This window comes from Pseudomonas protegens CHA0, from assembly GCF_000397205.1.
GTDB lineage: Bacteria > Pseudomonadota > Gammaproteobacteria > Pseudomonadales > Pseudomonadaceae > Aquipseudomonas > Aquipseudomonas protegens.
The window spans coordinates 6,169,208-6,195,700 of the sequence record NC_021237.1 but is presented as its reverse complement, the minus strand read 5'-3'; the positions used below and the strand labels follow the sequence as shown (position 1 = coordinate 6,195,700).

Sequence of the window (26,493 nt, the reverse complement as noted above, 5' to 3'; positions counted from 1 at the left end):
TTCATGGATATCAAGACTGCCTTGAGCCGTATCGTCGGCCACCTGGACCTGAGCACCGAAGAAATGCGTTCGGTAATGCGTGAAATCATGACCGGCCAATGCACCGATGCGCAGATTGGCGCCTTCATGATGGCCATGCGCATGAAAAGCGAAAGCATCGACGAGATCGTCGGTGCGGTATCGGCAATGCGCGAGCTGGCGGACCGGGTCGAGCTGAAAACCCTGGATGGCGTGGTGGATGTAGTGGGCACCGGCGGCGACGGGGCGAACATCTTCAACGTGTCCACGGCTTCCTCCTTTGTGGTCGCAGCGGCCGGTTGCACTGTGGCCAAGCACGGCAACCGCGCGGTGTCCGGCAAGAGCGGCAGCGCCGACCTGCTGGAAGCGGCAGGGATCTATTTGAACCTGACCCCGGTCCAGGTGGCGCGCTGCATCGATAACGTCGGCATCGGCTTCATGTTTGCCCAGTCCCATCACGGGGCGATGAAATATGCCGCCGGCCCGCGTCGCGACCTTGGCCTGCGCACCCTGTTCAACATGCTCGGCCCGCTTACGAATCCGGCCGGAGTCAAGCATCAGGTGGTAGGCGTGTTCACTCAGGCGTTGTGCCGGCCCTTGGCCGAAGTCTTGCAACGCCTGGGCAGCAAGCACGTTCTGGTGGTGCATTCCCAGGATGGTCTGGACGAGTTCAGCCTGGCTGCGCCCACCTATGTGGCCGAGCTGAAGAATGACCAGATCACCGAGTACTGGGTACAGCCCGAGGATCTGGGCATGAAGAGCCAGAGTCTGTTCGGCCTGGTGGTGGAAAGCCCGGCGGCCTCCCTGGAGCTGATCCGCGATGCCCTGGGGCGCCGCAAGACCGAGCATGGCCAGAAGGCCGCCGAAATGATTGTGCTCAATGCGGGTGCGGCGCTGTATGCCGCCGATCATGCCAGTAGCCTGAAAGAGGGCGTGGCCCTGGCTCACGACGCCTTGCACACCGGCCTGGCCCGGGAGAAGCTCGAAGAGCTGGGTGCCTTTACCGCGGTGTTCAAGCAGGAGAATGAAGGATGAGTGTGCCGACAGTTCTGGAAAAAATCCTCGCCCGTAAAGCCGAGGAGGTTGCCGAGCGCAGCGCCCGCGTCAGCCTGGCCGAGCTGGAAACCCTGGCGCGTGCTGCCGATGCACCACGGGGTTTCGCCCGGGCCTTGCAGGATCAGGTCAAGCTCAAGCAGCCGGCAGTGATAGCCGAGATCAAGAAGGCTTCGCCGAGCAAAGGCGTGATCCGTGAGAACTTCGTTCCGGCGGACATTGCCAAGAGCTACGAGAAAGGCGGTGCCACTTGTCTGTCCGTGCTGACCGATGTCGATTACTTCCAGGGTGCCGATGCGTACCTGCAGCAGGCCCGCGCCGCCTGCAAGCTGCCGGTGATCCGCAAGGACTTCATGATCGACCCGTACCAGATCGTCGAAGCCCGTGCCCTGGGCGCCGACTGCGTATTGCTGATTGTCGCTGCGCTGGATGACGCGCGGATGGCGGAGCTGGCGGCGGTGGCCAAGGGCGTTGGCCTGGATGTGCTGGTGGAAGTGCATGATGGTGATGAGCTGGAGCGGGCGTTGAAGACCCTCGACACACCGCTGGTTGGGGTCAACAACCGCAACCTGCACACCTTCGAAGTCAATCTGGAGACCACCCTCGACCTGCTGCCACGCATTCCCCGCGAGCGCCTGGTGATTACCGAGAGCGGCATCCTCAACCGTGCCGATGTCGAGCTGATGGAAATCAGCGATGTCTATTCGTTCCTGGTGGGTGAGGCGTTCATGCGTGCCGAAAGCCCGGGCAGCGAATTGCAGCGTCTGTTCTTCCCTGAGCGCGGCGTGCCGGTCAGCGGCTCGACCCTGGACTGAACCCGTGACAATGAACAAGCCGGCGATGCCGGCTTTTTCATGCCTATCGCCAAGGATTTCTACTGCCATGACTCAACCCCTTGCCTTGACTGTCGAAGCCGGCCTGCAGGCCGAGCAAGATCTGCTGGCCCTGGTGTGTACCGGTGAACAAGAGTTCGGCCTGCTGTTCTGGCAGCCCAGTGACCGGGCGCTGGTGATGCCTCGGCGCTTGAGCCGCCTGCCTGGATTTGAACGGGCCTGCGAGGAGTCGGCCGCCAACGGCTGGCCGGTGCTGTTGCGCGAAACCGGCGGCGAGCCGGTGCCGCAGTCGGCGGCCACGGTGAACATCGCACTGGTCTACGCCCCGCCGCGCAGCGAAGGGGATCAGGGCCGGATCGAAACCGCGTACCGGCGCCTGTGTCAGCCGATCTGCGACCTGCTCAGCGAGCTGGGGGGCAACCCGTCATTGGGCGAAGTGGAAGGGGCGTTCTGCGATGGTCGCTTCAACGTCAACCTGGACGGGCGCAAGATGGTCGGCACCGCCCAGCGCTGGCGTCAGAGCAAGGGTGGCCAGCGGCCAGTGGGCCTGGTGCATGGTGCCTTGCTGCTGGATAACGAACGCGATTCGATGGTGAACGCGGTCAATACTTTCAATCAGGCCTGTGGCCTGGAACAGCGCTGCCGGGCCGAAAGTCATATCGCCCTGCACGAGGCCTTTGCGGCGCCCGATGCGCTAGTGCGGTTGGAGAGCCTGTACCGACAGATGCTCAAGGGTTTCCTGGGGGATTAGCGGGTGCCGAATACCACCATGGTCTTGCCCTTGACGTGAACCAGGTTGCGTTCTTCCAGATCCTTGAGGACGCGACCGACCATTTCCCGTGAACAACCGACGATCCGGCCGATTTCCTGGCGGGTGATCTTGATCTGCATGCCATCCGGGTGGGTCATGGCGTCCGGTTGCTTGCACAGCTCCAGCAGGCAGCGGGCCACCCGCCCGGTCACGTCGAAGAACGCCAGGTCGCCGACCTTGCGCGTGGTGTTGCGCAGGCGCTGGGCGATCTGCCCGCTGAGCACATAGAGGATGTCCGGGTCGTTCTGCGACAGTTCGCGGAACTTGGCGTAGCTGATCTCGGCAACCTCGCACTCTACCTTGGCGCGCACCCAGGCGCTGCGCTGCTGCTCATGGCCGGCCTCTTCGAAGAGCCCCAGTTCGCCGAAGAAGTCTCCGGCATTGAGGTAGGCGATGATCATCTCCCGACCGTCATCGTCTTCGATGAGGATGGTCACCGAGCCCTTGATGATGAAGTACAGGCTGTCGGACACATCACCGGCGCAGATGATGTTGCTCTTGGCCTGATACCGGCGGCGTTGACAGTGCATGAGCAACTTGTCGAGATTTTTGATCTTGGGGGTGGGGGCAATAGCAACCATGGTTGTATCCCGAAAAGACTGCACGGTATGAGGTGTTTTTTTTATGGGGCGTAAAACGAAGGTGTTGAACGCTGGCGATGCGCCAGTCATTTGGCGTCAGCTTAACAGACACGTCCTTGGCTCAATTAAGATTTTTCTTATCGAAAACCGGTATTGAGGGACAAACGGTCAAAGCGCTGTGGCTGGAAAACCCTGTGCTAAGCTGGCGACCCTTTTTTAACAGTGGAGTCTTGGCGATGAAGGCACGCATCCAATGGGCTGGCGAAGCCATGTTCCTCGGCGAATCGGGCAGTGGCCACGTAGTGGTGATGGATGGCCCGCCGGAAGCCGGTGGCCGCAACCTGGGTGTTCGCCCTATGGAAATGCTCCTGCTCGGCGTGGGCGGTTGCAGCAACTTCGATGTGGTCAGCATTCTCAAGAAGTCGCGCCAGGCGGTTGAAAGCTGCGAGGCGTTCCTGGATGCCGAGCGTGCCACCGAAGACCCCAAGGTCTTCACCAAGATCCACATGCATTTCGTGGTCAAGGGCCGGGGCCTCAAAGAGGCCCAGGTCAAGCGGGCCATCGAGCTGTCTGCCGAGAAATACTGCTCGGCGTCGATCATGCTCGGCGCGGCCGGTGTGGCCATCACTCACGATTACGAAATCGTCGAGCTGGGCTGAACCCGCGCGGATTCTGGCGGTAAAAGAAAAGGGCGCTTCGATAGCGCCCTTTTTGATGCCCGTGGTTTGGAATCAGATCCGGTAGGTGCTCTTGGTCATGACCTTGGCCAGCAGGCTCATGCCGAATTTCACCGGCGCCGGGAAGCGGAACCCGCCGGCTTCGAGCGCGGTTTCAGCGTGATGTTCTTCGTCGATGCGCATCTGTTCGAGAATCGCTCGGGACTTTTCGTCTTCGGCCGGCAGTTGCTCCAGATGCTCGTTCAGGTGCTTGCACACCTGGTCTTCAGTGGCGGCAACGAACCCCAGGCTGACCTTGTCGCTGATCAGGCCTGCCGCGGCGCCGATGCCGAAGGACAAACCGTAGAACAGCGGGTTGAGCACGCTCGGGTGGCTACCCAACTGGCGGATGCGCTGTTCGCACCAGGCCAGGTGGTCGATTTCTTCTTCGGCGGCATGTTCCATGGCCTGGCGTACCTGAGGCAGCTTGGCGGTCAGGGCCTGGCCCTGGTACAGCGCCTGGGCGCAGACTTCCCCGGTGTGGTTGATGCGCATCAGGCCGGCCACGTGCCGGGTGTCCTCGTCACTCATCTGCGCTTCCGGCTGCACGATGGCCGGCGACGGGCGATAAGGTTGGCCGCTGAAAGGCAGCAGCGTGCGCATCGCCATATCGGCTTGCAACAGCAGGCGGTCGATCGGCGAGTAGTGACGTTGGGTAGTCATGCTTATCTCCGGGAGAAATCTCGGCGGCCAGTTTACTCCAATCAAAGGAGCGAAAACTGCGCTGGATCAGCGCACCCTCGTCCTCGATGGTCCGAGAGGGCGCTGCGCAAGGGGTGGGTGGGGGCAATCAGCCCGGCGGCCAGTTCATCTGGCGCTGACCCAGCACGTGCATGTGAATGTGATACACGGTCTGCCCACCCAGCTCGTTGCAGTTCATGACCACCCGGAAGCCGTCTTCGCAGCCTTGCTCCTTGGCCAGGCGCTGGGCGGTGAACAGAATGTGTCCGGCCAGGGTCTTGTCGTCCTCGGTGAGGTCGTTGAGGGTACGGATGGGTTTCTTCGGGATCACCAGGAAATGCACCGGCGCTTGCGGGGCAATATCGTGGAAGGCCAGAACCTGGTCGTCCTCGTAGATGATCTTCGCGGGTATTTCTCTGTTGATGATCTTGGTGAACAGAGTATCCACAGCTGTTTCTCCATTGGGTTGGTCCGGGCCGAGTGTACTCAGGTGCACAAGGTGCGCCCAGCCCCGACTCTTAACGTGGGCAGTAGGCCCGATTGACGTAACCGACGATCTTGCGGGTCAGCCAGCGTGAACTCAGGCGGGCGCTGAAGGCCATCCAGCGGTTCAGGCGGCCGGGAATGATGATGGCGCGGTTCTTTTCCAGGGCGCGGATCGCATACAGCGCGACCTCCTCGGGGCTCATGAGCAGCTTGCTGTCCTTGAGTTTGGTGGTGTCCATTTGTGCGGTGCGGAAAAATGCGGTGCGGGTCGGCCCCGGGCAGAGTACCGAGACCTTCACCGCGCACTTCTTCAATTCTTCGCGCAACCCTTCGGAGAAATGCAGGACATAGGCCTTGCTGGCGTAGTAGCTGCTCATCCAGGGGCCGGGATAGAAGGCTGCCACCGAGGCGACATTGAGGATCTGCCCGCCGCCCAGCAGCGCCATGCTGTTGCCCAGGGCATGACACAGGCGGGTGAGGGCGAGGATGTTGACCTCGATCAGGTCCTGCTCGGTCATCCAGTCCTGGGCCAGGAACGGGCCGCTGGTGCCGATGCCGGCGCAATTGACCAGCAGGTCGATCTGCCGGTCACCCTCCTCCAGCTCCAGCAGGAAACCGGACAGGCGCAGTGGTTCGCCCAGGTCGCAGGCGCGGAACAGCACTTCGACGCCGAAGCGCTGGGTCAATTCCAGGGCGATGCATTCCAGCTGATCACGCTGACGGGCCACGAGAATCAAGTTACGGCCGCGCCGGGCCAGTGCTTCGGCCAGGGCCAGGCCTATGCCGCTGGAAGCACCAGTGATCAGAGCGTAACGGGTCATGCATTTCTCCATCGCAACGGCCGGCGGCCTGCGACGGGGAGGGTCGCAGGCCCGGGCGCGTTTATTCTTGCTCGGACTCGGATTCTACAGGGGCGGCGATATCGGCGGGTTCGGCATCTTCATCGGCGTTGCTGGAGTCGATGCTTTCGCTGTAGCTGGTTTCGCTGTAGCGATCTTCCAGGGAGCTCAGACCGCCGGCCACCATGCCCACGATCAGCACGACGATCAGGACGACCCACATCCAGGACAGCACCTTGACGGCGGTGGTGTTGGGCGGTGGTGGTGCGCCGTAGCGGTTGGCCACGTTGCTGCCCGGGCTGACCATCAGCACCAGAGGGAAGATGCTGCCGACGATGGGCACGAAGTTCAGCAGCCACAGCCAGCCCGACCAGCCGAGATCGTGCAGGCGCTGCACGCTGATCTGAATGCTGACCACGAGGAAGCCGATGAAGACCACGATGCCGCCGACAATCCCCAGGCCGGTGAGCAGGGTGGAATTGAACACCGCCGCGGACAGGATACCGAAGAAGGCGCCTACCCCGACCACGGCCAGCATGGCCACCGTCAGGACCAGAGTCCAGGCCAGGTAGCGCAGGCGACCGATACGGCCTTCGAAGCTGAATACGTTGAGTGCGGCGTATTGTGGGATTGCATCGCCTACTACGGCTTGCGGGGGCGCATAGGGTGACTCGCTGAGGCTGCTGGCCCTGGGTGTGGGGGTTACTGCGTCTAGATCCAGCTTCAGGGCCTGCTCGGATTCGATGCGGGCATCGATCCCGGCGTTCTTCAATGCTTCCAGATAGCGCTGGGCGTCGGCCTGCGTCAGGTCGCGCTTGAGCTCCACCTGCTGGCCGCTGAACAGGCGTTCTACGGCGGCCGCATCGCTTTTGAACAGTTCGGCGAGGTTCAGTTGGGCAGTGGCTTTTTCCACGCCGGGCAGCAATGTGCCGTCGAAAACGATCTTGTAGCGGGTTTCGCTCATGGGGGCATCCCTGTCACTTGAAAAGAAGGTTTACATAAAAGACCGACAGTTTAAGGCCAGCGCCCCTCGGCTGGCCAAAAAACTAATGAGAACGGGTTAACGTGGCCAGCGTTTGCTCAGTTGGCTGGCGCGTTGCTGGGCCGCCTGATATTCGCTGTCCAGGCGCGCGATCAATTGGTCGACGCTGGGCAGGTCGTCGATTTCACAGACCCCCTGGCCTGCGGACCAGACGGTTTTCCAGGCTTTTGCCTCATCACTGATGGGTTTGAGCTTGGAGCCGAAGTTGATCTCACCTTTGCCTTGCAGGGCGGCCAGGTCGAAACCTGCGTTCTCCAGGCTTTGGCGCATGAAGCTGGCAGGTACTCCAGAAACCGCGGCGGTATGCACGATGTCGGCGGCTCGAGAGCTGAGTAGCATCTCTTTATAGGCATCCGGTGCGTGGCTTTCGGTGGTACCGATAAAGCGGGTGCCCAAGTAGGCGAGGTCGGCGCCAAGCAGCTGTGCGGCAAGAATCTCGTGGCCCCGGGTCAGGCAGCCGGCCAGTAGCAGGGTCTTGTCGAAGAACTGGCGGATCTCGGCGACCAGAGAGAAGGGGCTCCAGGTGCCTGCATGGCCACCCGCTCCGGCTGCGACGGCGATCAGCCCATCGACACCCGCCTCGGCGGCTTTCTCTGCGTGCCGGCGGGTGGTCACGTCATGAAATACCAGGCCGCCGTAGCTGTGCACGGCGTCCACTACTTCCTTGACCGCGCCGAGGCTGGTGATGACGATCGGTACCTTGTGCTCGATGCAGATCTGCAAGTCGGCCTGCAGCCGTGGGTTGCTGTTGTGCACGATCAGGTTCACGGCGTAGGGAGCAGGGTTCTCCAGCTTGGCCAGGCCCGCTTCGATCTCCTCCAGCCAGGCCTTGAAACCGCTACTTTCGCGCTGATTGAGGGCGGGAAAGCTACCCACCACACCATTGCGACAGCAGGCCAGGACCAGTTCCGGGTTGGAGATCAGAAACATCGGCGCGGCCACCAGGGGCAGGCGCAGACGTTGTTCGAGCAAAGCGGGCAGTGACATTGGAGTACCCCCAGGGAAGCGACTAGTTAGAGTTAGAACGGCCGTACAACGACCAAAATTACAATAGCCAGCAATATCAGAACCGGTACTTCATTGAACCAGCGATAAAAGACATGGCTGCGGGTGTTTTCGCCACGGGCGAAGCGCTTCACTTGCGCGCCGCACATGTGGTGATAGCCGATGAGGATGACCACCAGGGTCAGTTTGGCGTGCATCCAGCCGCCCTGGCCGAAATACGCGCTGGGGTTGAGGCTGATCAGCCAGATGCCAAAGATCAGTGCCGCGATCATCGCAGGCCCCATGATGAAGCGGTACAGCTTGCGTTCCATCAGGCAGAAGCGCTCGCGGCTGATGCTGTCCTCGCTTTGGGCGTGGTAAACGAACAGGCGTGGCAGGTAGAAAAGGCCGGCAAACCAGCAGACCACGCTGACGATATGAAAGGCTTTGAGCCATAGATAGAGCATTTTTAGTTATTCCCAGGTTCACGGTGGCGAAGATAGTAGAGGGTAGAGCGTCCGCACGTCACCTTGACGGTTGTCGCAGGGGCGCGCCGCCCCTATTATCGGCAGCTTTCCAGTGGGTTCGTTGAGGGCAGGTTTATGGTCAAGGTCGGTATCGTCGGCGGCACGGGTTACACCGGTGTCGAACTGCTGCGTCTGTTGGCACAGCATCCGCAAGCGCGAGTGGAAGTCATCACTTCGCGATCCGAGGCTGGCCTGGCCGTTGCCGATATGTACCCGAACCTGCGTGGCCATTACGACGGCCTGGCGTTCAGCGTGCCGGATATCAAGACCCTTGGTGCCTGTGACGTGGTGTTCTTTGCCACCCCCCATGGCGTGGCGCATGCACTGGCTGGCGAGCTGCTGGCTGCGGGGACCAAGGTCATCGACCTATCGGCAGACTTCCGCCTGCAGGATGCCGATGAGTGGGCCAAGTGGTACGGTCAGCCTCACGGTGCTCCTCAATTGCTGGACGAAGCGGTCTACGGCCTGCCGGAAGTCAATCGCGAACAGATCAAGAAAGCCCGTTTGATTGCGGTTCCTGGCTGCTATCCAACCGCAACCCAGCTCGGTTTCCTGCCGCTGCTGGAAGCCGGCCTTGCCGACACTTCCCGGCTGATCGCCGACTGCAAATCCGGTGTCAGCGGTGCTGGCCGTGGCGCCAGCGTCGGGTCGCTGTACTCGGAAACTTCCGAGAGCATGAAGGCCTATGCGGTCAAGGGGCACCGTCATTTGCCGGAAATCCGTCAAGGCCTGCGCCGGGCAGCAGGCAAGGAAGTTGGCCTGACGTTCGTACCGCACCTGACGCCGATGATTCGCGGTATCCACTCCACGCTCTACTCCACGGTGGTGGATAAGTCGGTGGATCTGCAGGCGTTGTTCGAGAAGCGTTATGCCAATGAGCCGTTTGTCGATGTAATGCCGGCCGGCAGCCATCCGGAGACCCGCAGTGTGCGGGGTGCCAACGTGTGCCGGATTGCCGTGCACCGGCCGCAGGATGGTGATCTGGTAGTGGTACTGTCGGTCATCGACAACCTGGTCAAGGGCGCTTCGGGCCAGGCGGTGCAGAACCTCAATATCCTGTTCGGCCTGGATGAGCGTCTGGGGCTGTCCCACGCGGGCATGCTGCCTTAACGTCGTTTTTGCGTGAACAAAAAGGCCCGTCTGACGGGCCTTTCTGCTTTATACGGGTGGCTGTACGACTATTGATATACCGTAACAATAGTTGACCGCTTTTCTGGGAGAAGCGGATAATGCGCGTCATTACGCAGTATGGCGGCTTAACGCCGGGAGATAGTCAGCATGAGCGTTGAATCCTTCACCCCCACGGCTTTGCAATTCACTCAAGGTGCAGCGCACAAGGTGAAGACCCTGGTCGATGAAGAGGGTAATGATCGCTTGAAGCTGCGCGTATTCGTTACGGGCGGCGGTTGTTCGGGGTTTCAGTACGGTTTCACTTTCGATGAGGAAGTGGCCGAGGATGACACCATCGTCGAGCGCGAGGGCGTGAGCCTGGTGGTCGATCCGATGAGCTTCCAGTACCTGGCCGGTGCTGAAGTGGACTACCAGGAAGGCCTGGAAGGTTCGCGGTTCGTGATCAAGAACCCCAATGCCACCACTACCTGTGGTTGCGGGTCGTCGTTCTCGATCTGACCAGCCGGCAGTAGCCATTCGCCGAACGCCGCAGGGGCCTGGGATCCTGCGGCGTTTTGCTGTCTGCTGTTCAAGCCGGGTAGATGGCGCCTAGTACACGCAGGCCACGGGCGCCGGTGACGCTGGGCCGGTTGGCAGCGATGCCTTCCAGGCAGCAGTGGGCCAGCCAGGCAAACGCCATAGCCTCTACCCAGTCGGGATCTACGCCATACGCCGCAGTGCTGCTGACCCGTGTTTGCGGGAGGAGGGCTGCCAGGCGGCCCATGAGCGCTGCGTTATGCGCGCCGCCGCCGCACACCAGCAGCTCCTGGGTGTCACTTTGAGCGCTCTGCAGCGAATCGACGATGGTTAGAGCTGTCAGTTCGAGAAGGGTAGCCTGCACGTTTTCGGCGACAATAGCGCCCCGTGCCCTCAGATGCCGCTGTAGCCAATCAAGATTGAATACCTCGCGCCCGGTGCTCTTCGGGCCTTGGGTGGCGAAGAACGGGTCGCTGAGCAGGGCTTGCAGGAGGGGCGGATCAACCTGGCCGCTGGCAGCCCACTGGCCATTGCGGTCGAAGTTCTCTGCGCGTTGGGCCTGGATCCAGGCATCGAGCAGGACGTTGCCCGGGCCACAGTCGAATCCGGCCACCGGCTTGGCGGTTTCGATCAGGCTCAGGTTGCTGAACCCGCCAATGTTCAGCACGGCGCGGTTTCCCGGGCGCTGGGCGAACAGGGCTTCGTGAAAGGCCGGAACTAGCGGCGCGCCTTGTCCGCCCGCCGCCACGTCGCGGCTGCGGAAGTCACTGACAACAGTGATCCCGGTCAGCTCAGTGAGCAGGGCCGGGTTGCCGATCTGCACCGTGAACCCGCGGCTTGGCTCATGGCGCACGGTTTGTCCGTGGCTGCCGATAGCGCGAATGTCTTGAGGGTGCAGTTGCTGTTGTTGCAGAAGCTGGTTGATGGCCTGGGCGGCCAGTTCGACCCAGTGCTGTTGGGCGATGGCGGAACGGGCGATCTCGTCGGGGCCACTGGCGCACAAACCCAGGAGTTCGGCGCGCAGGGTATCGGGCATGGGGATGTAGCGAGTGGCGACCAATCTGAGCGCCGGGCTTTGCTCGATCAGGGCGATGTCCAGGCCATCAAGGCTGGTACCGGACATCACACCTATATAGAGCGCCATGGCTTAGCGCTTGCTCGAGGCCAGCATCGTGGCCTTTTCCTGATCCATCCGGGCCATCAGAGGCTGGCTCTGCTGCAGGAAGCGTGCTCGTTCGGCCTTGGCGATCGGGTCGGCCATGGGCAGCTTCTGGCCCAGCGGATCCACGTGGACACCGTTGACCTGGAACTCGTAGTGCAGGTGCGGTCCGGTGGACAGCCCGGTGGTACCGATATAGCCGATGACCTGGCCCTGTTTCACCGAGCCGCCAGTCTTCACACCCTTGGCAAAGCCCTGCATGTGGCCGTACAGGGTGCGGTAGGTGTTGCCGTGCTGGATGATCACGGTATTGCCATAACCGCCACGACGGCCAGCTAGCAGCACCTTCCCATCACCGGCAGCCTTGATTGGCGTGCCCCGTGGCGCGGCATAGTCCACGCCCTTGTGGGCACGGATCTTGTTCAGGATCGGGTGCTTGCGGCCCATGGAAAAGCGCGAACTGATGCGAGCGAAGTCCACCGGTGTACGGATGAAGGCCTTGCGCATGCTGTTGCCATCAGCGGTGTAGTAGCTGCTGGAACCCTGTTTGTTGGTGTAGCGCACTGCGGTGTAGGTCTTGCCACGGTTAGTGAAGCGCGCGGAGAGGATATTGCCTGTGCCGACTACCTTGCCGTTGGCGACTTTTTGCTCATAGATCACGTCGAATTCGTCACCCTGGCGAATATCCTGGGCGAAGTCGATGTCGTAGCCGAAAACGTTGGCCATATCCATGGTCAGGCTGTGGGACAGCCCGGCGCGTGCGGCAGACTGCGAAAGCGAGTTGTTGATGACGCCGTGGACATAGGCAGAACGAACCACTGGCTTGGTGATCACGCGGCTGAACGTAAAGCCCTTGGGGCCTTTGGTCAGGGTGATGGTTTCCAGGTCGCTGACCTTGCTGTGCAGGTTGTTCAGTTGGCCATCAGGCGTCAGCTCGAACTCCAGCTTCTGGCCATGCTTGAGCTGGGAGAACTGCTTGGCCTGCTTGTCGCTGGCCAGTACTTCATGGACAGAAGTGGCTGGCAGGCCAACCTTTTCAAAGAGTGTGGAGAGGGTGTCGCCCTTGGTGACCAGAACTTCCCTGTGGCCGGGGGCTTTTGGCTCCTCCACGGCAGCAGGCATGGGTGCGGTTTCTGCGGTTTGCGTGGTGTCTTCGGCGGTGTTTTCGATCTGTGCGAAAGGTGAGGCAACGGCCTCGCTTGTGGCTTGTTCGGTGGATGCGGCGTCTTGATCTTGTGTCAGTTGCTCGATCGGGCTTTCCAGATCAAGGCTCAATGTCGTTTTTTTTGCTTCTACATCACTGGATGGAAATACCAGAAGGGCCAAGCTGAGAAGGGCCGCGATGCCACTTGCGGCGAGCAGGTGGCTCTTCGGATAAAGCGGTGGCGCTTTAGACGGTTCGGTGGTCATAGGTAATTTGACTTTGAAAAGATGAAATGGAAAAGATGAATGACATGATGAAGATGAAATAACTGTATAAAATATAACCAAATCATCTGTGACGCAAGGGCGCGGGCACTCTGCTTTCGGAATGCTCCCGTACGCCGGGCAAAACTTGTAATTAGTCCATGATCTTGTATGGTTGGTTCCCTTTTGAATCTGAGCCTTGCGGGTCTGTTATGAAGTCGGTTGAAGAGCAGCTAGCGCTGATCAAACGTGGTGCGGAAGAGTTGTTGGTCGAGTCCGAGTTGATCGAGAAGCTCAAGCGCGGCGAACCGCTGCGCATTAAGGCTGGCTTCGATCCGACGGCGCCGGATCTGCATCTCGGGCATACCGTACTTATTAATAAGCTGCGTCAGTTCCAGGACTTGGGTCACCAGGTAATCTTCCTGATTGGCGACTTCACCGGCATGATCGGTGACCCCAGTGGCAAAAGTGCCACGCGCCCACCCTTGACTCGCGAGCAGGTCCTGGAAAACGCAGAGACCTATAAAAGCCAGGTTTTCAAGATTCTTGATCCTGCCAAGACTGAGGTGGCTTTCAACTCCACCTGGATGGACAAGATGGGGCCGGCGGACTTCATTCGTCTAACTTCCCAGTACACCGTTGCGCGGATGCTCGAGCGCGACGACTTCGACAAGCGCTATTCGACCAATCAGCCGATTGCCATTCATGAGTTCCTGTATCCGTTGGTGCAAGGCTATGACTCGGTGGCATTGCGCGCCGATGTCGAGCTGGGCGGTACCGACCAGAAGTTCAACCTGCTGATGGGGCGTGAGCTGCAGCGCGGTTACGGTCAGGAGGCTCAGTGCATTCTGACCATGCCATTGCTCGAAGGGTTGGATGGCGTCAAGAAGATGTCCAAGTCTCTGGGTAACTATGTCGGTATCCAGGAGGCGCCTGGCGTGATGTACGGCAAGCTGGTGTCCATTCCTGATGCGTTGATGTGGCGTTACTTCGAGTTGCTCAGCTTCCGCTCCATGGATGAGATCAGTGCATTCAAGGCGGATGTAGATGCTGGCGCTAACCCGCGTGACATCAAGATCAAGCTGGCCGAAGAGATTGTTGCGCGCTTCCATGGTGAAGAGGCTGCTGCAAATGCTCACCGTGCCGCAGGTAACCGCATGAAAGATGGCGAGCTGCCTGATGATCTGCCGGAAATCGAGCTGGTTGCTGCCGAGGATATGCCGATTGCGGCTGTCCTTAATAAGGCAGGGCTGGTGAAGAACGCCGCAGTGGCTCGGGATCTTCTAGGTTCGGGTGGTGTGCGGGTGGATGGTGAGGTTGTCGATCGCACCTATATATATGCAGTAGGTTCAACCCATGTGTGCCAAGCCGGCAAGAAGGCATTTGCACGTATTACGCTTAAATCCGAATAAAACTGAAAATAGGTGTTGACGGCGAATTATATCTCTCTATAATTCGCCCCACTTCCGGCGCAGTCGAAACGGAAAACTCCTTGAGATTCAATGAGTTACGCAGTTTTCGACAGCGGTTACGCTTCAGTTCATCGAAGCCAGAAGCAGTTGGTAAGGCAGTCAGTTTTCGCCTTATTAACGATTCGATCCTCTCGGTCGAAAGCGGTTGAAAAGAGGTGTTGACAGCAGCGTGTAACGCTGTAGAATTCGCCTCCCGCTAACGAGAGATCGGAAGCGCAAGTGGTTGAAGTTAAAAAGGAAACTTTGAAAACTTCTTAAAAAAATCACTTGACAGCAAATGAGGCTGCTGTAGAATGCGCGCCTCGGTTGAGACGAAAGATCTTAACCAACCGCTCTTTAACAACTGAATCAAGCAATTCGTGTGGGTGCTTGTGGAGTCAGACTGATAGTCAAAAAGATTATCAGCATCACAAGTTACTCCGCGAGAAATCAAAGATGTAACCAACGATTGCTGAGCCAAGTTTAGGGTTTTCTCAAAACCCAAAGATGTTTGAACTGAAGAGTTTGATCATGGCTCAGATTGAACGCTGGCGGCAGGCCTAACACATGCAAGTCGAGCGGCAGCACGGGTACTTGTACCTGGTGGCGAGCGGCGGACGGGTGAGTAATGCCTAGGAATCTGCCTAGTAGTGGGGGATAACGTCCGGAAACGGGCGCTAATACCGCATACGTCCTACGGGAGAAAGTGGGGGATCTTCGGACCTCACGCTATTAGATGAGCCTAGGTCGGATTAGCTAGTTGGTGAGGTAATGGCTCACCAAGGCGACGATCCGTAACTGGTCTGAGAGGATGATCAGTCACACTGGAACTGAGACACGGTCCAGACTCCTACGGGAGGCAGCAGTGGGGAATATTGGACAATGGGCGAAAGCCTGATCCAGCCATGCCGCGTGTGTGAAGAAGGTCTTCGGATTGTAAAGCACTTTAAGTTGGGAGGAAGGGCAGTTACCTAATACGTGATTGTTTTGACGTTACCGACAGAATAAGCACCGGCTAACTCTGTGCCAGCAGCCGCGGTAATACAGAGGGTGCAAGCGTTAATCGGAATTACTGGGCGTAAAGCGCGCGTAGGTGGTTTGTTAAGTTGGATGTGAAAGCCCCGGGCTCAACCTGGGAACTGCATCCAAAACTGGCAAGCTAGAGTATGGTAGAGGGTGGTGGAATTTCCTGTGTAGCGGTGAAATGCGTAGATATAGGAAGGAACACCAGTGGCGAAGGCGACCACCTGGACTGATACTGACACTGAGGTGCGAAAGCGTGGGGAGCAAACAGGATTAGATACCCTGGTAGTCCACGCCGTAAACGATGTCAACTAGCCGTTGGGAGCCTTGAGCTCTTAGTGGCGCAGCTAACGCATTAAGTTGACCGCCTGGGGAGTACGGCCGCAAGGTTAAAACTCAAATGAATTGACGGGGGCCCGCACAAGCGGTGGAGCATGTGGTTTAATTCGAAGCAACGCGAAGAACCTTACCAGGCCTTGACATCCAATGAACTTTCTAGAGATAGATTGGTGCCTTCGGGAACATTGAGACAGGTGCTGCATGGCTGTCGTCAGCTCGTGTCGTGAGATGTTGGGTTAAGTCCCGTAACGAGCGCAACCCTTGTCCTTAGTTACCAGCACGTTATGGTGGGCACTCTAAGGAGACTGCCGGTGACAAACCGGAGGAAGGTGGGGATGACGTCAAGTCATCATGGCCCTTACGGCCTGGGCTACACACGTGCTACAATGGTCGGTACAAAGGGTTGCCAAGCCGCGAGGTGGAGCTAATCCCATAAAACCGATCGTAGTCCGGATCGCAGTCTGCAACTCGACTGCGTGAAGTCGGAATCGCTAGTAATCGCGAATCAGAATGTCGCGGTGAATACGTTCCCGGGCCTTGTACACACCGCCCGTCACACCATGGGAGTGGGTTGCACCAGAAGTAGCTAGTCTAACCTTCGGGAGGACGGTTACCACGGTGTGATTCATGACTGGGGTGAAGTCGTAACAAGGTAGCCGTAGGGGAACCTGCGGCTGGATCACCTCCTTAATCGACGACATCAGCTGCTTCATAAGCTCCCACACGAATTGCTTGATTCATTGAAGAAGACGATAGAAGCAGCTTTAAGCTCCAAGCTGATAGCTCCAAGCTAACAGTTACAAGCTCGAAATTGGGTCTGTAGCTCAGTTGGTTAGAGCGCACCCCTGATAAGGGTGAGGTCGGCAGTTCGAATCTGCCCAGACCCACCAATTTTGTTATGGGGCCATAGCTCAGCTGGGAGAGCGCCTGCCTTGCACGCAGGAGGTCAGCGGTTCGATCCCGCTTGGCTCCACCATAAACTGCTTCTGAAAGCTTAGAAATGAGCATTCACTTTGAATGTTGATTTCTAGTCTTTTGATTAGATCGTTCTTTAAAAATTTGGGTATGTGATAGAAAGATAGACTGAACGTTACTTTCACTGGTAACGGATCAGGCTAAGGTAAAATTTGTGAGTTCTCTTTTAATTAAGAATGCAAATTTTCGGCGAATGTCGTCTTCATAGTATAACCAGATTGCTTGGGGTTATATGGTCAAGTGAAGAAGCGCATACGGTGGATGCCTTGGCAGTCAGAGGCGATGAAAGACGTGGTAGCCTGCGATAAGCTTCGGGGAGTCGGCAAACAGACTTTGATCCGGAGATCTCTGAATGGGGGAACCCAGCCATCATAAGATGGTTATCTTGTACTGAATACATAGGTGCAAGAGGCGAACCAGGGGAACTGAAACATCTAAGTACCCTGAGGAAAAGAAATCAACCGAGATTCCCTTAGTAGTGGCGAGCGAACGGGGACTAGCCCTTAAGTGGCTTTGAGATTAGCGGAACGCTCTGGAAAGTGCGGCCATAGTGGGTGATAGCCCTGTACGCGAAAATCTCTTAGTCATGAAATCGAGTAGGACGGGGCACGAGAAACCTTGTCTGAATATGGGGGGACCATCCTCCAAGGCTAAATACTACTGACTGACCGATAGTGAACTAGTACCGTGAGGGAAAGGCGAAAAGAACCCCGGAGAGGGGAGTGAAATAGATCCTGAAACCGTATGCGTACAAGCAGTGGGAGCAGACTTTGTTCTGTGACTGCGTACCTTTTGTATAATGGGTCAGCGACTTATTTTCAGTGGCAAGCTTAACCGAATAGGGGAGGCGTAGCGAAAGCGAGTCTTAATAGGGCGTCTAGTCGCTGGGAATAGACCCGAAACCGGGCGATCTATCCATGGGCAGGTTGAAGGTTAGGTAACACTGACTGGAGGACCGAACCGACTACCGTTGAAAAGTTAGCGGATGACCTGTGGATCGGAGTGAAAGGCTAATCAAGCTCGGAGATAGCTGGTTCTCCTCGAAAGCTATTTAGGTAGCGCCTCATGTATCACTGTAGGGGGTAGAGCACTGTTTCGGCTAGGGGGTCATCCCGACTTACCAAACCGATGCAAACTCCGAATACCTACAAGTGCCGAGCATGGGAGACACACGGCGGGTGCTAACGTCCGTCGTGAAAAGGGAAACAACCCAGACCGTCAGCTAAGGTCCCAAAGTTATGGTTAAGTGGGAAACGATGTGGGAAGGCTTAGACAGCTAGGAGGTTGGCTTAGAAGCAGCCACCCTTTAAAGAAAGCGTAATAGCTCACTAGTCGAGTCGGCCTGCGCGGAAGATGTAACGGGGCTCAAACCATACACCGAAGCTACGGGTATCACGTAAGTGATGCGGTAGAGGAGCGTTCTGTAAGCCTGTGAAGGTGAGTTGAGAAGCTTGCTGGAGGTATCAGAAGTGCGAATGCTGACATGAGTAACGACAATGGGTGTGAAAAACACCCACGCCGAAAGACCAAGGTTTCCTGCGCAACGTTAATCGACGCAGGGTTAGTCGGTCCCTAAGGCGAGGCTGAAAAGCGTAGTCGATGGAAAACAGGTTAATATTCCTGTACTTCTAGTTATTGCGATGGAGGGACGGAGAAGGCTAGGCCAGCTTGGCGTTGGTTGTCCAAGTTTAAGGTGGTAGGCTGGAATCTTAGGTAAATCCGGGGTTCTAAGGCCGAGAGCTGATGACGAGTTACCTTTTAGGTGACGAAGTGGTTGATGCCATGCTTCCAAGAAAAGCTTCTAAGCTTCAGATAACTAGGAACCGTACCCCAAACCGACACAGGTGGTTGGGTAGAGAATACCAAGGCGCTTGAGAGAACTCGGGTGAAGGAACTAGGCAAAATGGCACCGTAACTTCGGGAGAAGGTGCGCCGGTGAGGGTGAAGGACTTGCTCCGTAAGCTCATGCCGGTCGAAGATACCAGGCCGCTGCGACTGTTTATTAAAAACACAGCACTCTGCAAACACGAAAGTGGACGTATAGGGTGTGACGCCTGCCCGGTGCCGGAAGGTTAATTGATGGGGTTAGCTAACGCGAAGCTCTTGATCGAAGCCCCGGTAAACGGCGGCCGTAACTATAACGGTCCTAAGGTAGCGAAATTCCTTGTCGGGTAAGTTCCGACCTGCACGAATGGCGTAACGATGGCGGCGCTGTCTCCACCCGAGACTCAGTGAAATTGAAATCGCTGTGAAGATGCAGTGTATCCGCGGCTAGACGGAAAGACCCCGTGAACCTTTACTATAGCTTTGCACTGGACTTTGAATTTGCTTGTGTAGGATAGGTGGGAGGCTTTGAAGCGTGAACGCCAGTTTGCGTGGAGCCATCCTTGAAATACCACCCTGGCAACTTTGAGGTTCTAACTCAGGTCCGTTATCCGGATCGAGGACAGTGTATGGTGGGTAGTTTGACTGGGGCGGTCTCCTCCTAAAGAGTAACGGAGGAGTACGAAGGTGCGCTCAGACCGGTCGGAAATCGGTCGTAGAGTATAAAGGCAAAAGCGCGCTTGACTGCGAGACAGACACGTCGAGCAGGTACGAAAGTAGGTCTTAGTGATCCGGTGGTTCTGTATGGAAGGGCCATCGCTCAACGGATAAAAGGTACTCCGGGGATAACAGGCTGATACCGCCCAAGAGTTCATATCGACGGCGGTGTTTGGCACCTCGATGTCGGCTCATCACATCCTGGGGCTGAAGCCGGTCCCAAGGGTATGGCTGTTCGCCATTTAAAGTGGTACGCGAGCTGGGTTTAGAACGTCGTGAGACAGTTCGGTCCCTATCTGCCGTGGACGTTTGAGATTTGAGAGGGGCTGCTCCTAGTACGAGAGGACCGGAGTGGACGAACCTCTGGTGTTCCGGTTGTCACGCCAGTGGCATTGCCGGGTAGCTATGTTCGGAAAAGATAACCGCTGAAAGCATCTAAGCGGGAAACTTGCCTCAAGATGAGATCTCACTGGAACCTTGAGTTCCCTAAAGGGCCGTCGAAGACTACGACGTTGATAGGTTGGGTGTGTAAGCGCTGTGAGGCGTTGAGCTAACCAATACTAATTGCCCGTGAGGCTTGACCATATAACACCCAAGCAATTTGCTTAAGAAGCGAGTTGCGGTGTGTGAAGACGATACAAACCGAAAGTTTGCGAACACACAAATCTATTACATACCCATTCGCTGGCACGTTGCACAAGCAACGGACTGGCTACCGAATTTCTTGACGACCATAGAGCGTTGGAACCACCTGATCCCATCCCGAACTCAGAAGTGAAACGATGCATCGCCGATGGTAGTGTGGGGTTTCCCCATGTGAGAGTAGGTCATCGTCAAGATTAAATTCCGAAACCCCAACTGCACATGCAGTTGGGGTTTTGTTTTTGCGCGCGAAAAATGGGTTTGATTTTTTGCTGTCTCGATCGACTTGCTCGTCAGGTGGGGGTTTCTATGCAATAGCGCTGGGCATGGCTATCATGCCTGCCTCATGGTGAGGCGGAAACTGCATGTCGACGTTGTTAGAGCTTCTGAAAGATGGGCGATTTCACTCGGGTCAGGCGCTCGGTCAGGCGCTGGGTGTTAGCCGTAGTGCTATATGGAAGCAGTTACAGCTTCTTGAGGCGGAGTTGGGGCTTGTCATTCATAAGGTGCGAGGCCGCGGTTACCAGCTGGCCACTCCAATCACATTGCTGAGCAGTGCTGAGATAGGCCGCTCCTCTATTTCCAGTGGCTCCTGGGATATCCGAATTCTCGACTCTATCGACTCCACGAATGCACAGGCGCTGCGATCCATTGAAGAAGGGAGTGTGGCTCCTTTTCTTGTGCTAGCTGAGCGCCAGACGGTGGGGCGAGGCCGTCGTGGTCGTAAGTGGGTAAGCCCTTTTGCCGAAAATATCTATTACAGCCTCGTCTTGCGTATGGACGGAGGTCTCCGGCAATTGGAAGGGCTTAGCCTGGTCGTTGGGTTGGCAGTCATGCATACCCTTCGTGAGTATGGAATTCCTGATGCGGGTTTGAAGTGGCCAAATGATGTTTTGGTTGGTCAGAAGAAGGTCGCGGGGATACTTTTGGAGTTGGTGGGTGATCCTGCGGATGTGTGTCATGTGGTCCTGGGCATTGGGATCAATGTGAATATGCAAAGCGCTGAAGAGATCGATCAGGAGTGGACTTCGGTTAGGTTGGAGTCTGGCAAGGTTATTGATCGCAATCAGCTTGTTGCTCGATTGAATGAGGTTCTTGTGTCTTATCTGGAGCGTCATCGGCTGAATGGCTTCTCCGCGATCCAGGGCGAGTGGGAGCAAGGTCACCTCTGGCAGGGGCGTGCTGTGTCTCTGATCGCGGGCGTAAATAAGATCGATGGTGTTGTGTTGGGTATTGATCGCCAAGGAGCTTTGCGGTTGAGCGTTGAGGGGGAGGAGAAAACGTATAGCGGCGGGGAGCTCAGTCTAAGGTTGCGTGATGGCTCATGAGTTCGGCCATCAATGTGCGCTTGCGCGATCTACGGCTAGGAGGTAGGGGCTGATTCCTTGTGTGGGGTGGGACTTTGAGTGTTGCATCGGTTCCGCAAGATCAGCTTGTACGTGATCCATCTTTTCGAGTTGTTTAAGCCTTGTCCTCTGTCTTGAGGTTTTTATGCGCTGGTTGTTTCTGTTGTTATTGGTCCTCAATTGCTTTTATTACATCTGGCATCAGCAGGAAGCGCCGCTTCGTGCGAAAGAGGTCATGCCTCTCTCGCTCTATCGAGGTACTCAGCAAGATATCCGTTTGTTGAGTGAGTCTTCTGATTCGGTCGAGCGGCGGGATAAGGGTAAGTCAGGGGAGGTTGATGCAAGCTGTCTTTACCTGGGGGGCTTTGCTCGTCGTGATACGGCTCAGATGTTGGAGCAGCGGCTGGTAGGGCTGGGGGCTGATGTCAGGCTGCAGTCCTTGAGTGTTTCTGGTTCTTCTGGTTTTTGGCTTCGTGTGACTCCCGAGAGCAAGCATTTGCTGGATGATCTGCAACTGCAGAACCTTGCTAAAGAATTCAATGAGTTAAAACATAAAATAATGCCTTGCGAGGGGGTTGCAACTGTCGAATAGGTTGCATAGAATGGCGCCCGCTCCGCAGCGAAGACTTCACGAAGTCAACGTCGCGAAGCGAGGTCAACGCAGCTAACCTCAAGATTTTATTGAGAAAATGCTTGACAGAAGGGTGGCATGATATAGAATGTCGCCTCGCTTAGGAGGGGTTCCCGAGCGGCCAAAGGGATCAGACTGTAAATCTGACGTCTACGACTTCGAAGGTTCGAATCCTTCCCCCTCCACCAGATTTAGCGAGAGCTGCAGGCTCCGCGGGTATAGTTTAGTGGTAGAACCTCAGCCTTCCAAGCTGATGATGCGGGTTCGATTCCCGCTACCCGCTCCAAGTTTGCAGGTTTTGCAAAGTGTTACGCTCTTGTAGCTCAGTTGGTAGAGCACACCCTTGGTAAGGGTGAGGTCAGCGGTTCAAATCCGCTCAAGAGCTCCATATAACAAGGCAGATATGAAAATATCTGCCTTTGTTTTAATGGCTTGGGTGACTTGCTCAATTCTTCTCCTAGGGGTGATTTCGATGGCTAAGGAAAAGTTCGAACGTAATAAGCCGCACGTTAACGTGGGTACTATCGGTCACGTTGACCACGGTAAAACCACTTTGACCGCTGCTCTGACTCGCGTTTGCTCCGAAGTTTTCGGTTCGGCTCGTGTTGACTTCGACAAGATCGACAGCGCCCCAGAAGAAAAAGCTCGTGGTATCACCATCAACACTGCGCACGTAGAGTACGACTCGAACATTCGTCACTACGCGCACGTTGACTGCCCAGGTCACGCCGACTACGTCAAAAACATGATCACTGGTGCTGCCCAGATGGACGGCGCGATCCTGGTTTGCTCGGCTGCCGATGGTCCGATGCCACAAACTCGTGAGCACATCCTGCTGTCCCGTCAGGTAGGCGTTCCGTACATCGTTGTCTTCCTGAACAAGGCTGACATGGTTGACGACGCTGAGCTGCTGGAACTGGTTGAGATGGAAGTGCGCGATCTGCTGAGCACTTACGAATTCCCAGGTGACGACACTCCGATCATCATCGGTTCGGCTCTGATGGCTCTGAACGGCCAAGACGACAACGAAATGGGTACCACCGCTGTTAAGCGTCTGGTAGAAACTCTGGATACCTACATCCCAGAGCCAGAGCGTGCAATCGACAAGCCGTTCCTGATGCCAATCGAAGACGTATTCTCGATCTCCGGTCGTGGCACCGTGGTAACTGGCCGTGTTGAGCGTGGTATCGTTCGCATCCAGGAAGAAGTTGAGATCGTTGGTCTGCGCGACACTCAGAAAACTACCTGCACCGGCGTTGAAATGTTCCGCAAGCTGCTCGACGAAGGTCGTGCTGGCGAGAACTGCGGCGTTCTGCTGCGTGGTACCAAGCGTGACGACGTTGAGCGTGGCCAGGTTCTGGTTAAGCCAGGCACCGTTAAGCCGCACACCAAGTTCACCGCTGAAGTTTACGTTCTGAGCAAGGAAGAAGGCGGCCGTCATACTCCGTTCTTCAAAGGCTACCGTCCACAGTTCTACTTCCGTACTACTGACGTGACTGGTAACTGCGAGCTGCCAGAAGGCGTTGAAATGGTAATGCCAGGTGACAACATCCAGATGACTGTCACTCTGATCAAAACCATTGCGATGGAAGATGGTCTGCGTTTCGCTATCCGTGAAGGCGGTCGTACCGTCGGCGCTGGCGTCGTAGCCAAAGTCATCGAATAAGTTCTTGATATATCTCCATCGGGCCGACATAATGGTCGGCCTGATTTTGTTTTTAGGTCAGTAGCTCAATTGGCAGAGCGACGGTCTCCAAAACCGTAGGTTGGGGGTTCGATTCCCTCCTGACCTGCCAGATTCACTCAATGTGTCTGGCTTTCTTTTCACAGGATCTTCATAGATGACTCCTAAGGCTGAAGCTCAAGGCTCTCGCTTCGATCTGCTCAAGTGGCTGGTTGTTGTTGCCTTGGTGATTGTTGGTGTTGTTGGCAATCAGTACTACTCTGCTTCGCCGATCCTGTACCGCGTCTTGGCGCTACTTGTCATTGCTGCAGTTGCTGCCTTCGTTGGTTTGCAGACTGCCAAGGGTAAGTCGTTCTTTGTCTTGGTTAAGGAAGCGCGCACTGAGATTCGTAAAGTCGTATGGCCAACTCGCCAAGAGACCACGCAGACCACATTGATTGTTGTGGCTGTGGTTCTGGTCATGGCGTTGCTGTTGTGGGGGCTAGATTCCCTGCTCGGCTGGCTTGTTTCCTTGATTGTTGGCTAAGGGTGTCCCGTGGCTAAGCGTTGGTACGTTGTGCATGCTTACTCGGGTTACGAGAAGCATGTAATGCGTTCGTTGATCGAGCGTGTGAAGCTGGCTGGCATGGAAGATGGCTTCGGCGAGATTCTGGTCCCCACTGAAGAAGTGGTTGAGATGCGCAATGGCCAGAAGCGCAAAAGCGAGCGTAAATTCTTTCCAGGCTATGTGCTGGTACAGATGGACATGAATGAGGGTACTTGGCACTTGGTCAAGGACACTCCTCGTGTCATGGGCTTTATTGGTGGTACTGCCGATAAGCCGGCTCCTATCACTGACAAAGAAGCGGAAGCGATTCTGCGTCGTGTTGCTGATGGCAGCGACAAGCCCAAGCCTAAGACCCTGTTTGAGCCGGGTGAGGTGGTCCGTGTTACTGACGGCCCATTCGCTGACTTTAACGGTACGGTTGAAGAAGTTAACTACGAAAAGAGCCGCATTCAGGTGGCAGTGCTCATTTTCGGTCGCTCTACTCCGGTAGAGCTAGAGTTCAGTCAGGTCGAGAAGGCATAACTGAACGAGAATCCCATACCCCGCAGCCTTAGGCTGTGGGGTTTTGTCGTCACTGGGATAAACGCGCAAGTAACCGGGGAGCCTATCTGGGCGTCTGAACCCGTAATTGGAGTGCCTCATGGCTAAGAAGATTACTGCTTACATCAAGCTGCAAGTTAAGGCCGCTCAGGCCAACCCAAGTCCACCCGTTGGTCCAGCTCTGGGTCAGCACGGCGTGAACATCATGGAGTTCTGCAAAGCTTTCAACGCCCGTACTCAGGGTCTTGAGCCAGGCCTGCCGACTCCTGTGATCATCACTGTTTACAGTGACCGCAGCTTCACTTTCGAAACTAAGAGCACCCCCGCTTCGGTTCTGCTGAAGAAAGCTGCTGGCCTGACCAGCGGTTCCGCTCGTCCAAACACCGTTAAGGTTGGCACTGTTACCCGTGCTCAGCTGGAAGAAATCGCGAAAACCAAAAACGCGGATCTGACTGCAGCTGATATGGATGCAGCCGTGCGTACTATCGCCGGTTCTGCTCGTAGCATGGGCCTTAACGTGGAGGGTGTGTAATGGCTAAGCTGACCAAGCGCCAAAAGGCTATCGCCGGCAAGATTGAAGCAGGCAAGGCCTACAACTTCGTAGAAGCCGCCGCTCTCCTGACCGAGCTGTCGACCGTTAAGTTCAGCGAGTCCGTAGACGTTGCTGTGAACCTGGGCGTAGACCCACGTAAATCTGACCAGGTTGTTCGTAGCGCTACTGTGCTGCCACACGGCACTGGCAAGACTGTACGTGTAGCTGTGTTCACCCAGGGCCCAGCAGCTGAAGCTGCTCTGGCTGCCGGTGCAGACCGCGTAGGTATGGACGATCTGGCTGCCGAAATGAAAGGCGGCGACCTGAACTATGACGTGGTTATTGCTTCCCCGGATGCAATGCGCGTTGTGGGTCAGCTGGGTCAGGTTCTGGGTCCTCGCGGCCTGATGCCTAACCCGAAAGTCGGTACCGTTACGCCAGACGTAGCTTCGGCAGTTAAGAACGCCAAGGCTGGTCAGGTTCGCTATCGCACCGACAAAAACGGCATCATCCACACTTCCGTTGGCAAGGTCGGCTTCGACGCCGTCAAGCTGAAGGAAAACGTTGAAGCCCTAATCGCTGACCTGAAGCGTATCAAGCCAGCTTCTTCGAAAGGCATCTACGTCAAGCGCGTTACCCTGAGCACCACTATGGGCCCAGGTCTGGTCATCGACCAGGGTTCGCTGGACGTATAAGACACAAGCGCGTGCAAGCAATTGCGCGTGCTGAAAAATTGGGGTCCCTGCCTGGCGGGGGCTATCCAAGACCGTAGGCGACGCAAGTCTTAAACCTCAAGCCTACGCAGATGGTGCTCCCGGTTCCTTACCGAATCAGACACCAAAACGACATCCAGCTCCGGTTGGATGAAACGGTAACAAGCAGGAGTTAAACCCGTGGCAATTAAACTCGAAGACAAGAAGGCCATCGTCGCTGAAGTCAACGAGGCTGCCAAAGCCGCTCTGTCCGCTGTCGTGGCTGATGCCCGTGGTGTGACAGTAGGCGCTATGACCGGACTCCGTAAAGAGGCCCGCGAAGCTGGTGTTTATGTACGTGTCGTACGTAACACCCTGCTCAAGCGCGCTGTTGAAGGCACTCAATATGACGTGCTCAACGACGCGTTCGTCGGCCCTACCCTGATTGCATTCTCCAAGGAACATCCGGGCGCTGCCGCTCGTATTTTCAAAGAGTTCGCAAAGGGTCAGGAAAAGTTCGAGATCAAGGCAGCTGCGTTCGAGGGCAAGTACCTCGCAGCAAACGAGATCGACGTGTTGGCTTCGCTGCCAACTCGCGACGAAGCTATTGCGAAGCTGATGAGCGTGATTCAAGGCGCTACCAGCAAGCTGGCTCGTACTCTGGCGGCTATTCGCGACCAGAAAGAAGCTGCTGCTGCCTAAGGCACTGCAAGCCCTTTCAAAATCATATGTTTAATTTGATGGCTGCGTAGGCTGTCACCCCAAT

The 26,493-nt window shown here is 56.6% G+C and carries 24 protein-coding genes, 6 tRNA genes and 3 rRNA genes; 24 read left to right on the top strand and 9 right to left on the bottom strand.

From position 1 onward, the window contains the following. Positions 1-3: 3 nt before the first annotated feature. From trpD to PFLCHA0_RS27780, 3 genes are all read left to right on the top strand, one after another. Complete coding sequence (gene trpD / locus PFLCHA0_RS27790; RefSeq protein ID WP_011063800.1) at positions 4-1,053, top strand: anthranilate phosphoribosyltransferase; 1,050 nt, start codon at positions 4-6, stop codon at positions 1,051-1,053. Then, positions 1,050-1,886, top strand: coding sequence for an indole-3-glycerol phosphate synthase TrpC (trpC, locus tag PFLCHA0_RS27785; RefSeq protein ID WP_011063799.1), 837 nt, complete (start codon positions 1,050-1,052; stop codon positions 1,884-1,886). Before trpD ends, trpC begins: the two co-directional genes overlap by 4 nt. Positions 1,887-1,953: 67 nt before the next feature. Beyond that, entirely contained in the window at positions 1,954-2,655 is a 702-nt protein-coding gene (locus PFLCHA0_RS27780) for a lipoate--protein ligase family protein (RefSeq protein WP_015637240.1), read from the top strand. On the opposite strand, the gene crp is transcribed toward PFLCHA0_RS27780, so the two are convergent. Further along, complete coding sequence (gene crp, locus PFLCHA0_RS27775; protein ID WP_011063797.1) at positions 2,652-3,296, bottom strand: cAMP-activated global transcriptional regulator CRP; 645 nt, start codon at positions 3,294-3,296, stop codon at positions 2,652-2,654. The genes PFLCHA0_RS27780 and crp overlap by 4 nt on opposite strands. Positions 3,297-3,532: 236 nt before the next feature. On the opposite strand from crp, the gene PFLCHA0_RS27770 reads away from it, so the two are divergent. Beyond that, on the top strand, positions 3,533-3,955 hold the full coding sequence (locus PFLCHA0_RS27770) for an OsmC family protein (RefSeq protein ID WP_009045862.1): 423 nt from the start codon (positions 3,533-3,535) through the stop codon (positions 3,953-3,955). A 72-nt stretch (positions 3,956-4,027) separates the two neighbouring features. Here the strand turns inward: PFLCHA0_RS27770 and coq7 are convergent, their stop codons facing one another. The 6 genes from coq7 to hemJ form a co-directional block, all read right to left on the bottom strand. After that, the gene (gene coq7, locus PFLCHA0_RS27765; RefSeq protein WP_011063796.1) at positions 4,028-4,675 is read right to left on the bottom strand and encodes a 2-polyprenyl-3-methyl-6-methoxy-1,4-benzoquinone monooxygenase; all 648 of its coding nucleotides are present in this window, start codon (positions 4,673-4,675) and stop codon (positions 4,028-4,030) included. A 127-nt stretch (positions 4,676-4,802) separates the two neighbouring features. After that, a complete protein-coding gene (locus PFLCHA0_RS27760; RefSeq protein WP_011063795.1) occupies positions 4,803-5,141 on the bottom strand; it encodes a histidine triad nucleotide-binding protein in 339 nt (112 codons plus the stop codon). A gap of 70 nt (positions 5,142-5,211) precedes the next feature. After that, entirely contained in the window at positions 5,212-6,000 is a 789-nt protein-coding gene (locus PFLCHA0_RS27755; RefSeq protein ID WP_015637239.1) for an SDR family NAD(P)-dependent oxidoreductase, read from the bottom strand. A gap of 61 nt (positions 6,001-6,061) precedes the next feature. After that, positions 6,062-6,982 carry a DUF805 domain-containing protein gene (locus PFLCHA0_RS27750; RefSeq protein WP_015637238.1) on the bottom strand — a complete coding sequence of 307 codons (921 nt, stop codon included), beginning with the start codon at positions 6,980-6,982 and terminating at the stop codon, positions 6,062-6,064. 96 nt (positions 6,983-7,078) lie between these two features. Then, a complete protein-coding gene (locus tag PFLCHA0_RS27745; RefSeq protein WP_015637237.1) occupies positions 7,079-8,047 on the bottom strand; it encodes an NAD(P)H-dependent flavin oxidoreductase in 969 nt (322 codons plus the stop codon). Between the two features lie 32 nt (positions 8,048-8,079). Then, the gene (gene hemJ / locus PFLCHA0_RS27740; RefSeq protein ID WP_011063791.1) at positions 8,080-8,511 is read right to left on the bottom strand and encodes a protoporphyrinogen oxidase HemJ; all 432 of its coding nucleotides are present in this window, start codon (positions 8,509-8,511) and stop codon (positions 8,080-8,082) included. A gap of 135 nt (positions 8,512-8,646) precedes the next feature. Between hemJ and argC the strand changes: the two genes are divergently transcribed. Next, complete coding sequence (argC, locus tag PFLCHA0_RS27735; protein ID WP_015637236.1) at positions 8,647-9,681, top strand: N-acetyl-gamma-glutamyl-phosphate reductase; 1,035 nt, start codon at positions 8,647-8,649, stop codon at positions 9,679-9,681. Positions 9,682-9,849: 168 nt separating this feature from the next. After that, positions 9,850-10,200 carry an iron-sulfur cluster insertion protein ErpA gene (erpA, locus tag PFLCHA0_RS27730; RefSeq protein ID WP_011063789.1) on the top strand — a complete coding sequence of 117 codons (351 nt, stop codon included), beginning with the start codon at positions 9,850-9,852 and terminating at the stop codon, positions 10,198-10,200. 70 nt (positions 10,201-10,270) lie between these two features. Here erpA and PFLCHA0_RS27725 read toward each other — a convergent pair whose 3' ends face one another. Next, a complete protein-coding gene (locus PFLCHA0_RS27725) occupies positions 10,271-11,362 on the bottom strand; it encodes an anhydro-N-acetylmuramic acid kinase (protein WP_015637235.1) in 1,092 nt (363 codons plus the stop codon). 3 nt (positions 11,363-11,365) lie between these two features. Next, on the bottom strand, positions 11,366-12,787 hold the full coding sequence (locus tag PFLCHA0_RS27720) for a peptidoglycan DD-metalloendopeptidase family protein (RefSeq protein WP_015637234.1): 1,422 nt from the start codon (positions 12,785-12,787) through the stop codon (positions 11,366-11,368). Between the two features lie 209 nt (positions 12,788-12,996). Here PFLCHA0_RS27720 and tyrS point away from each other — a divergent pair, with 209 nt between their 5' ends. The 18 genes from tyrS (at position 12,997) to rplJ (ending at position 26,429) form a co-directional block, all read left to right on the top strand. Beyond that, complete coding sequence (tyrS, locus tag PFLCHA0_RS27715; protein ID WP_015637233.1) at positions 12,997-14,196, top strand: tyrosine--tRNA ligase; 1,200 nt, start codon at positions 12,997-12,999, stop codon at positions 14,194-14,196. 552 nt (positions 14,197-14,748) lie between these two features. Continuing rightward, positions 14,749-16,287, top strand: a 16S ribosomal RNA gene (locus PFLCHA0_RS27710). A gap of 123 nt (positions 16,288-16,410) precedes the next feature. Continuing rightward, positions 16,411-16,487: transfer RNA gene (locus PFLCHA0_RS27705), tRNA-Ile, on the top strand. A gap of 10 nt (positions 16,488-16,497) precedes the next feature. Next, positions 16,498-16,573: transfer RNA gene (locus PFLCHA0_RS27700), tRNA-Ala, on the top strand. Between the two features lie 233 nt (positions 16,574-16,806). After that, positions 16,807-19,698: ribosomal RNA gene (locus PFLCHA0_RS27695) — 23S ribosomal RNA — on the top strand. Positions 19,699-19,836: 138 nt separating this feature from the next. Next, positions 19,837-19,952 (top strand): 5S ribosomal RNA (gene rrf / locus PFLCHA0_RS27690). The 16S, 23S and 5S rRNA genes sit together here with 2 tRNA genes alongside, the layout of an rRNA operon. Positions 19,953-20,120: 168 nt before the next feature. After that, positions 20,121-21,083, top strand: a complete 963-nt coding sequence (birA, locus tag PFLCHA0_RS27685; protein ID WP_015637232.1) for a bifunctional biotin--[acetyl-CoA-carboxylase] ligase/biotin operon repressor BirA — start codon at positions 20,121-20,123, stop codon at positions 21,081-21,083. A 163-nt stretch (positions 21,084-21,246) separates the two neighbouring features. Then, positions 21,247-21,693, top strand: coding sequence for a hypothetical protein (locus PFLCHA0_RS27680; RefSeq protein WP_041752638.1), 447 nt, complete (start codon positions 21,247-21,249; stop codon positions 21,691-21,693). Positions 21,694-21,835: 142 nt separating this feature from the next. Further along, positions 21,836-21,920, top strand: a tRNA-Tyr gene (locus PFLCHA0_RS27675). Positions 21,921-21,944: 24 nt separating this feature from the next. Further along, positions 21,945-22,018 (top strand) — tRNA-Gly (locus PFLCHA0_RS27670). Positions 22,019-22,044: 26 nt separating this feature from the next. Beyond that, positions 22,045-22,120, top strand: a tRNA-Thr gene (locus PFLCHA0_RS27665). Between the two features lie 84 nt (positions 22,121-22,204). Further along, complete coding sequence (gene tuf, locus PFLCHA0_RS27660; protein ID WP_015637231.1) at positions 22,205-23,398, top strand: elongation factor Tu; 1,194 nt, start codon at positions 22,205-22,207, stop codon at positions 23,396-23,398. A 54-nt stretch (positions 23,399-23,452) separates the two neighbouring features. Further along, positions 23,453-23,528 (top strand) — tRNA-Trp (locus PFLCHA0_RS27655). A gap of 45 nt (positions 23,529-23,573) precedes the next feature. Then, positions 23,574-23,942 (top strand): preprotein translocase subunit SecE, encoded by a 369-nt coding sequence (gene secE, locus PFLCHA0_RS27650; RefSeq protein ID WP_011063783.1) that lies wholly within the window; start codon positions 23,574-23,576, stop codon positions 23,940-23,942. Between the two features lie 9 nt (positions 23,943-23,951). Beyond that, positions 23,952-24,485, top strand: coding sequence for a transcription termination/antitermination protein NusG (gene nusG / locus PFLCHA0_RS27645; RefSeq protein ID WP_002555501.1), 534 nt, complete (start codon positions 23,952-23,954; stop codon positions 24,483-24,485). A 118-nt stretch (positions 24,486-24,603) separates the two neighbouring features. Further along, positions 24,604-25,035, top strand: coding sequence for a 50S ribosomal protein L11 (rplK, locus tag PFLCHA0_RS27640; RefSeq protein WP_003176435.1), 432 nt, complete (start codon positions 24,604-24,606; stop codon positions 25,033-25,035). Next, positions 25,035-25,730, top strand: a complete 696-nt coding sequence (gene rplA, locus PFLCHA0_RS27635; RefSeq protein WP_011063782.1) for a 50S ribosomal protein L1 — start codon at positions 25,035-25,037, stop codon at positions 25,728-25,730. The genes rplK and rplA overlap by 1 nt, the downstream gene beginning before the upstream one ends. A gap of 198 nt (positions 25,731-25,928) precedes the next feature. After that, positions 25,929-26,429, top strand: coding sequence for a 50S ribosomal protein L10 (rplJ, locus tag PFLCHA0_RS27630; RefSeq protein WP_011063781.1), 501 nt, complete (start codon positions 25,929-25,931; stop codon positions 26,427-26,429). Positions 26,430-26,493 lie beyond the last annotated feature (64 nt).

What these genes read in the sequence shown, in the direction of transcription:
- PFLCHA0_RS27755 (WP_015637239.1), bottom strand. Translation starts at nt 6,000, where the DNA reads ATGACCCGTTACGCTCTGATCACTGGTGCTTCCAGCGGCATAGGCCTG.
- erpA (WP_011063789.1), top strand. Translation starts at nt 9,850, where the DNA reads ATGAGCGTTGAATCCTTCACCCCCACGGCTTTGCAATTCACTCAAGGT.
- PFLCHA0_RS27780 (WP_015637240.1), top strand. Translation starts at nt 1,954, where the DNA reads ATGACTCAACCCCTTGCCTTGACTGTCGAAGCCGGCCTGCAGGCCGAG.
- trpC (WP_011063799.1), top strand. Translation starts at nt 1,050, where the DNA reads ATGAGTGTGCCGACAGTTCTGGAAAAAATCCTCGCCCGTAAAGCCGAG.
- hemJ (WP_011063791.1), bottom strand. Translation starts at nt 8,511, where the DNA reads ATGCTCTATCTATGGCTCAAAGCCTTTCATATCGTCAGCGTGGTCTGC.
- rplA (WP_011063782.1), top strand. Translation starts at nt 25,035, where the DNA reads ATGGCTAAGCTGACCAAGCGCCAAAAGGCTATCGCCGGCAAGATTGAA.
- PFLCHA0_RS27680 (WP_041752638.1), top strand. Translation starts at nt 21,247, where the DNA reads ATGCGCTGGTTGTTTCTGTTGTTATTGGTCCTCAATTGCTTTTATTAC.
- PFLCHA0_RS27770 (WP_009045862.1), top strand. Translation starts at nt 3,533, where the DNA reads ATGAAGGCACGCATCCAATGGGCTGGCGAAGCCATGTTCCTCGGCGAA.
- PFLCHA0_RS27750 (WP_015637238.1), bottom strand. Translation starts at nt 6,982, where the DNA reads ATGAGCGAAACCCGCTACAAGATCGTTTTCGACGGCACATTGCTGCCC.
- tyrS (WP_015637233.1), top strand. Translation starts at nt 12,997, where the DNA reads ATGAAGTCGGTTGAAGAGCAGCTAGCGCTGATCAAACGTGGTGCGGAA.
- coq7 (WP_011063796.1), bottom strand. Translation starts at nt 4,675, where the DNA reads ATGACTACCCAACGTCACTACTCGCCGATCGACCGCCTGCTGTTGCAA.
- secE (WP_011063783.1), top strand. Translation starts at nt 23,574, where the DNA reads ATGACTCCTAAGGCTGAAGCTCAAGGCTCTCGCTTCGATCTGCTCAAG.
- rplK (WP_003176435.1), top strand. Translation starts at nt 24,604, where the DNA reads ATGGCTAAGAAGATTACTGCTTACATCAAGCTGCAAGTTAAGGCCGCT.
- tuf (WP_015637231.1), top strand. Translation starts at nt 22,205, where the DNA reads ATGGCTAAGGAAAAGTTCGAACGTAATAAGCCGCACGTTAACGTGGGT.
- argC (WP_015637236.1), top strand. Translation starts at nt 8,647, where the DNA reads ATGGTCAAGGTCGGTATCGTCGGCGGCACGGGTTACACCGGTGTCGAA.
- PFLCHA0_RS27725 (WP_015637235.1), bottom strand. Translation starts at nt 11,362, where the DNA reads ATGGCGCTCTATATAGGTGTGATGTCCGGTACCAGCCTTGATGGCCTG.
- trpD (WP_011063800.1), top strand. Translation starts at nt 4, where the DNA reads ATGGATATCAAGACTGCCTTGAGCCGTATCGTCGGCCACCTGGACCTG.
- PFLCHA0_RS27720 (WP_015637234.1), bottom strand. Translation starts at nt 12,787, where the DNA reads ATGACCACCGAACCGTCTAAAGCGCCACCGCTTTATCCGAAGAGCCAC.
- birA (WP_015637232.1), top strand. Translation starts at nt 20,121, where the DNA reads ATGTCGACGTTGTTAGAGCTTCTGAAAGATGGGCGATTTCACTCGGGT.
- crp (WP_011063797.1), bottom strand. Translation starts at nt 3,296, where the DNA reads ATGGTTGCTATTGCCCCCACCCCCAAGATCAAAAATCTCGACAAGTTG.
- PFLCHA0_RS27745 (WP_015637237.1), bottom strand. Translation starts at nt 8,047, where the DNA reads ATGTCACTGCCCGCTTTGCTCGAACAACGTCTGCGCCTGCCCCTGGTG.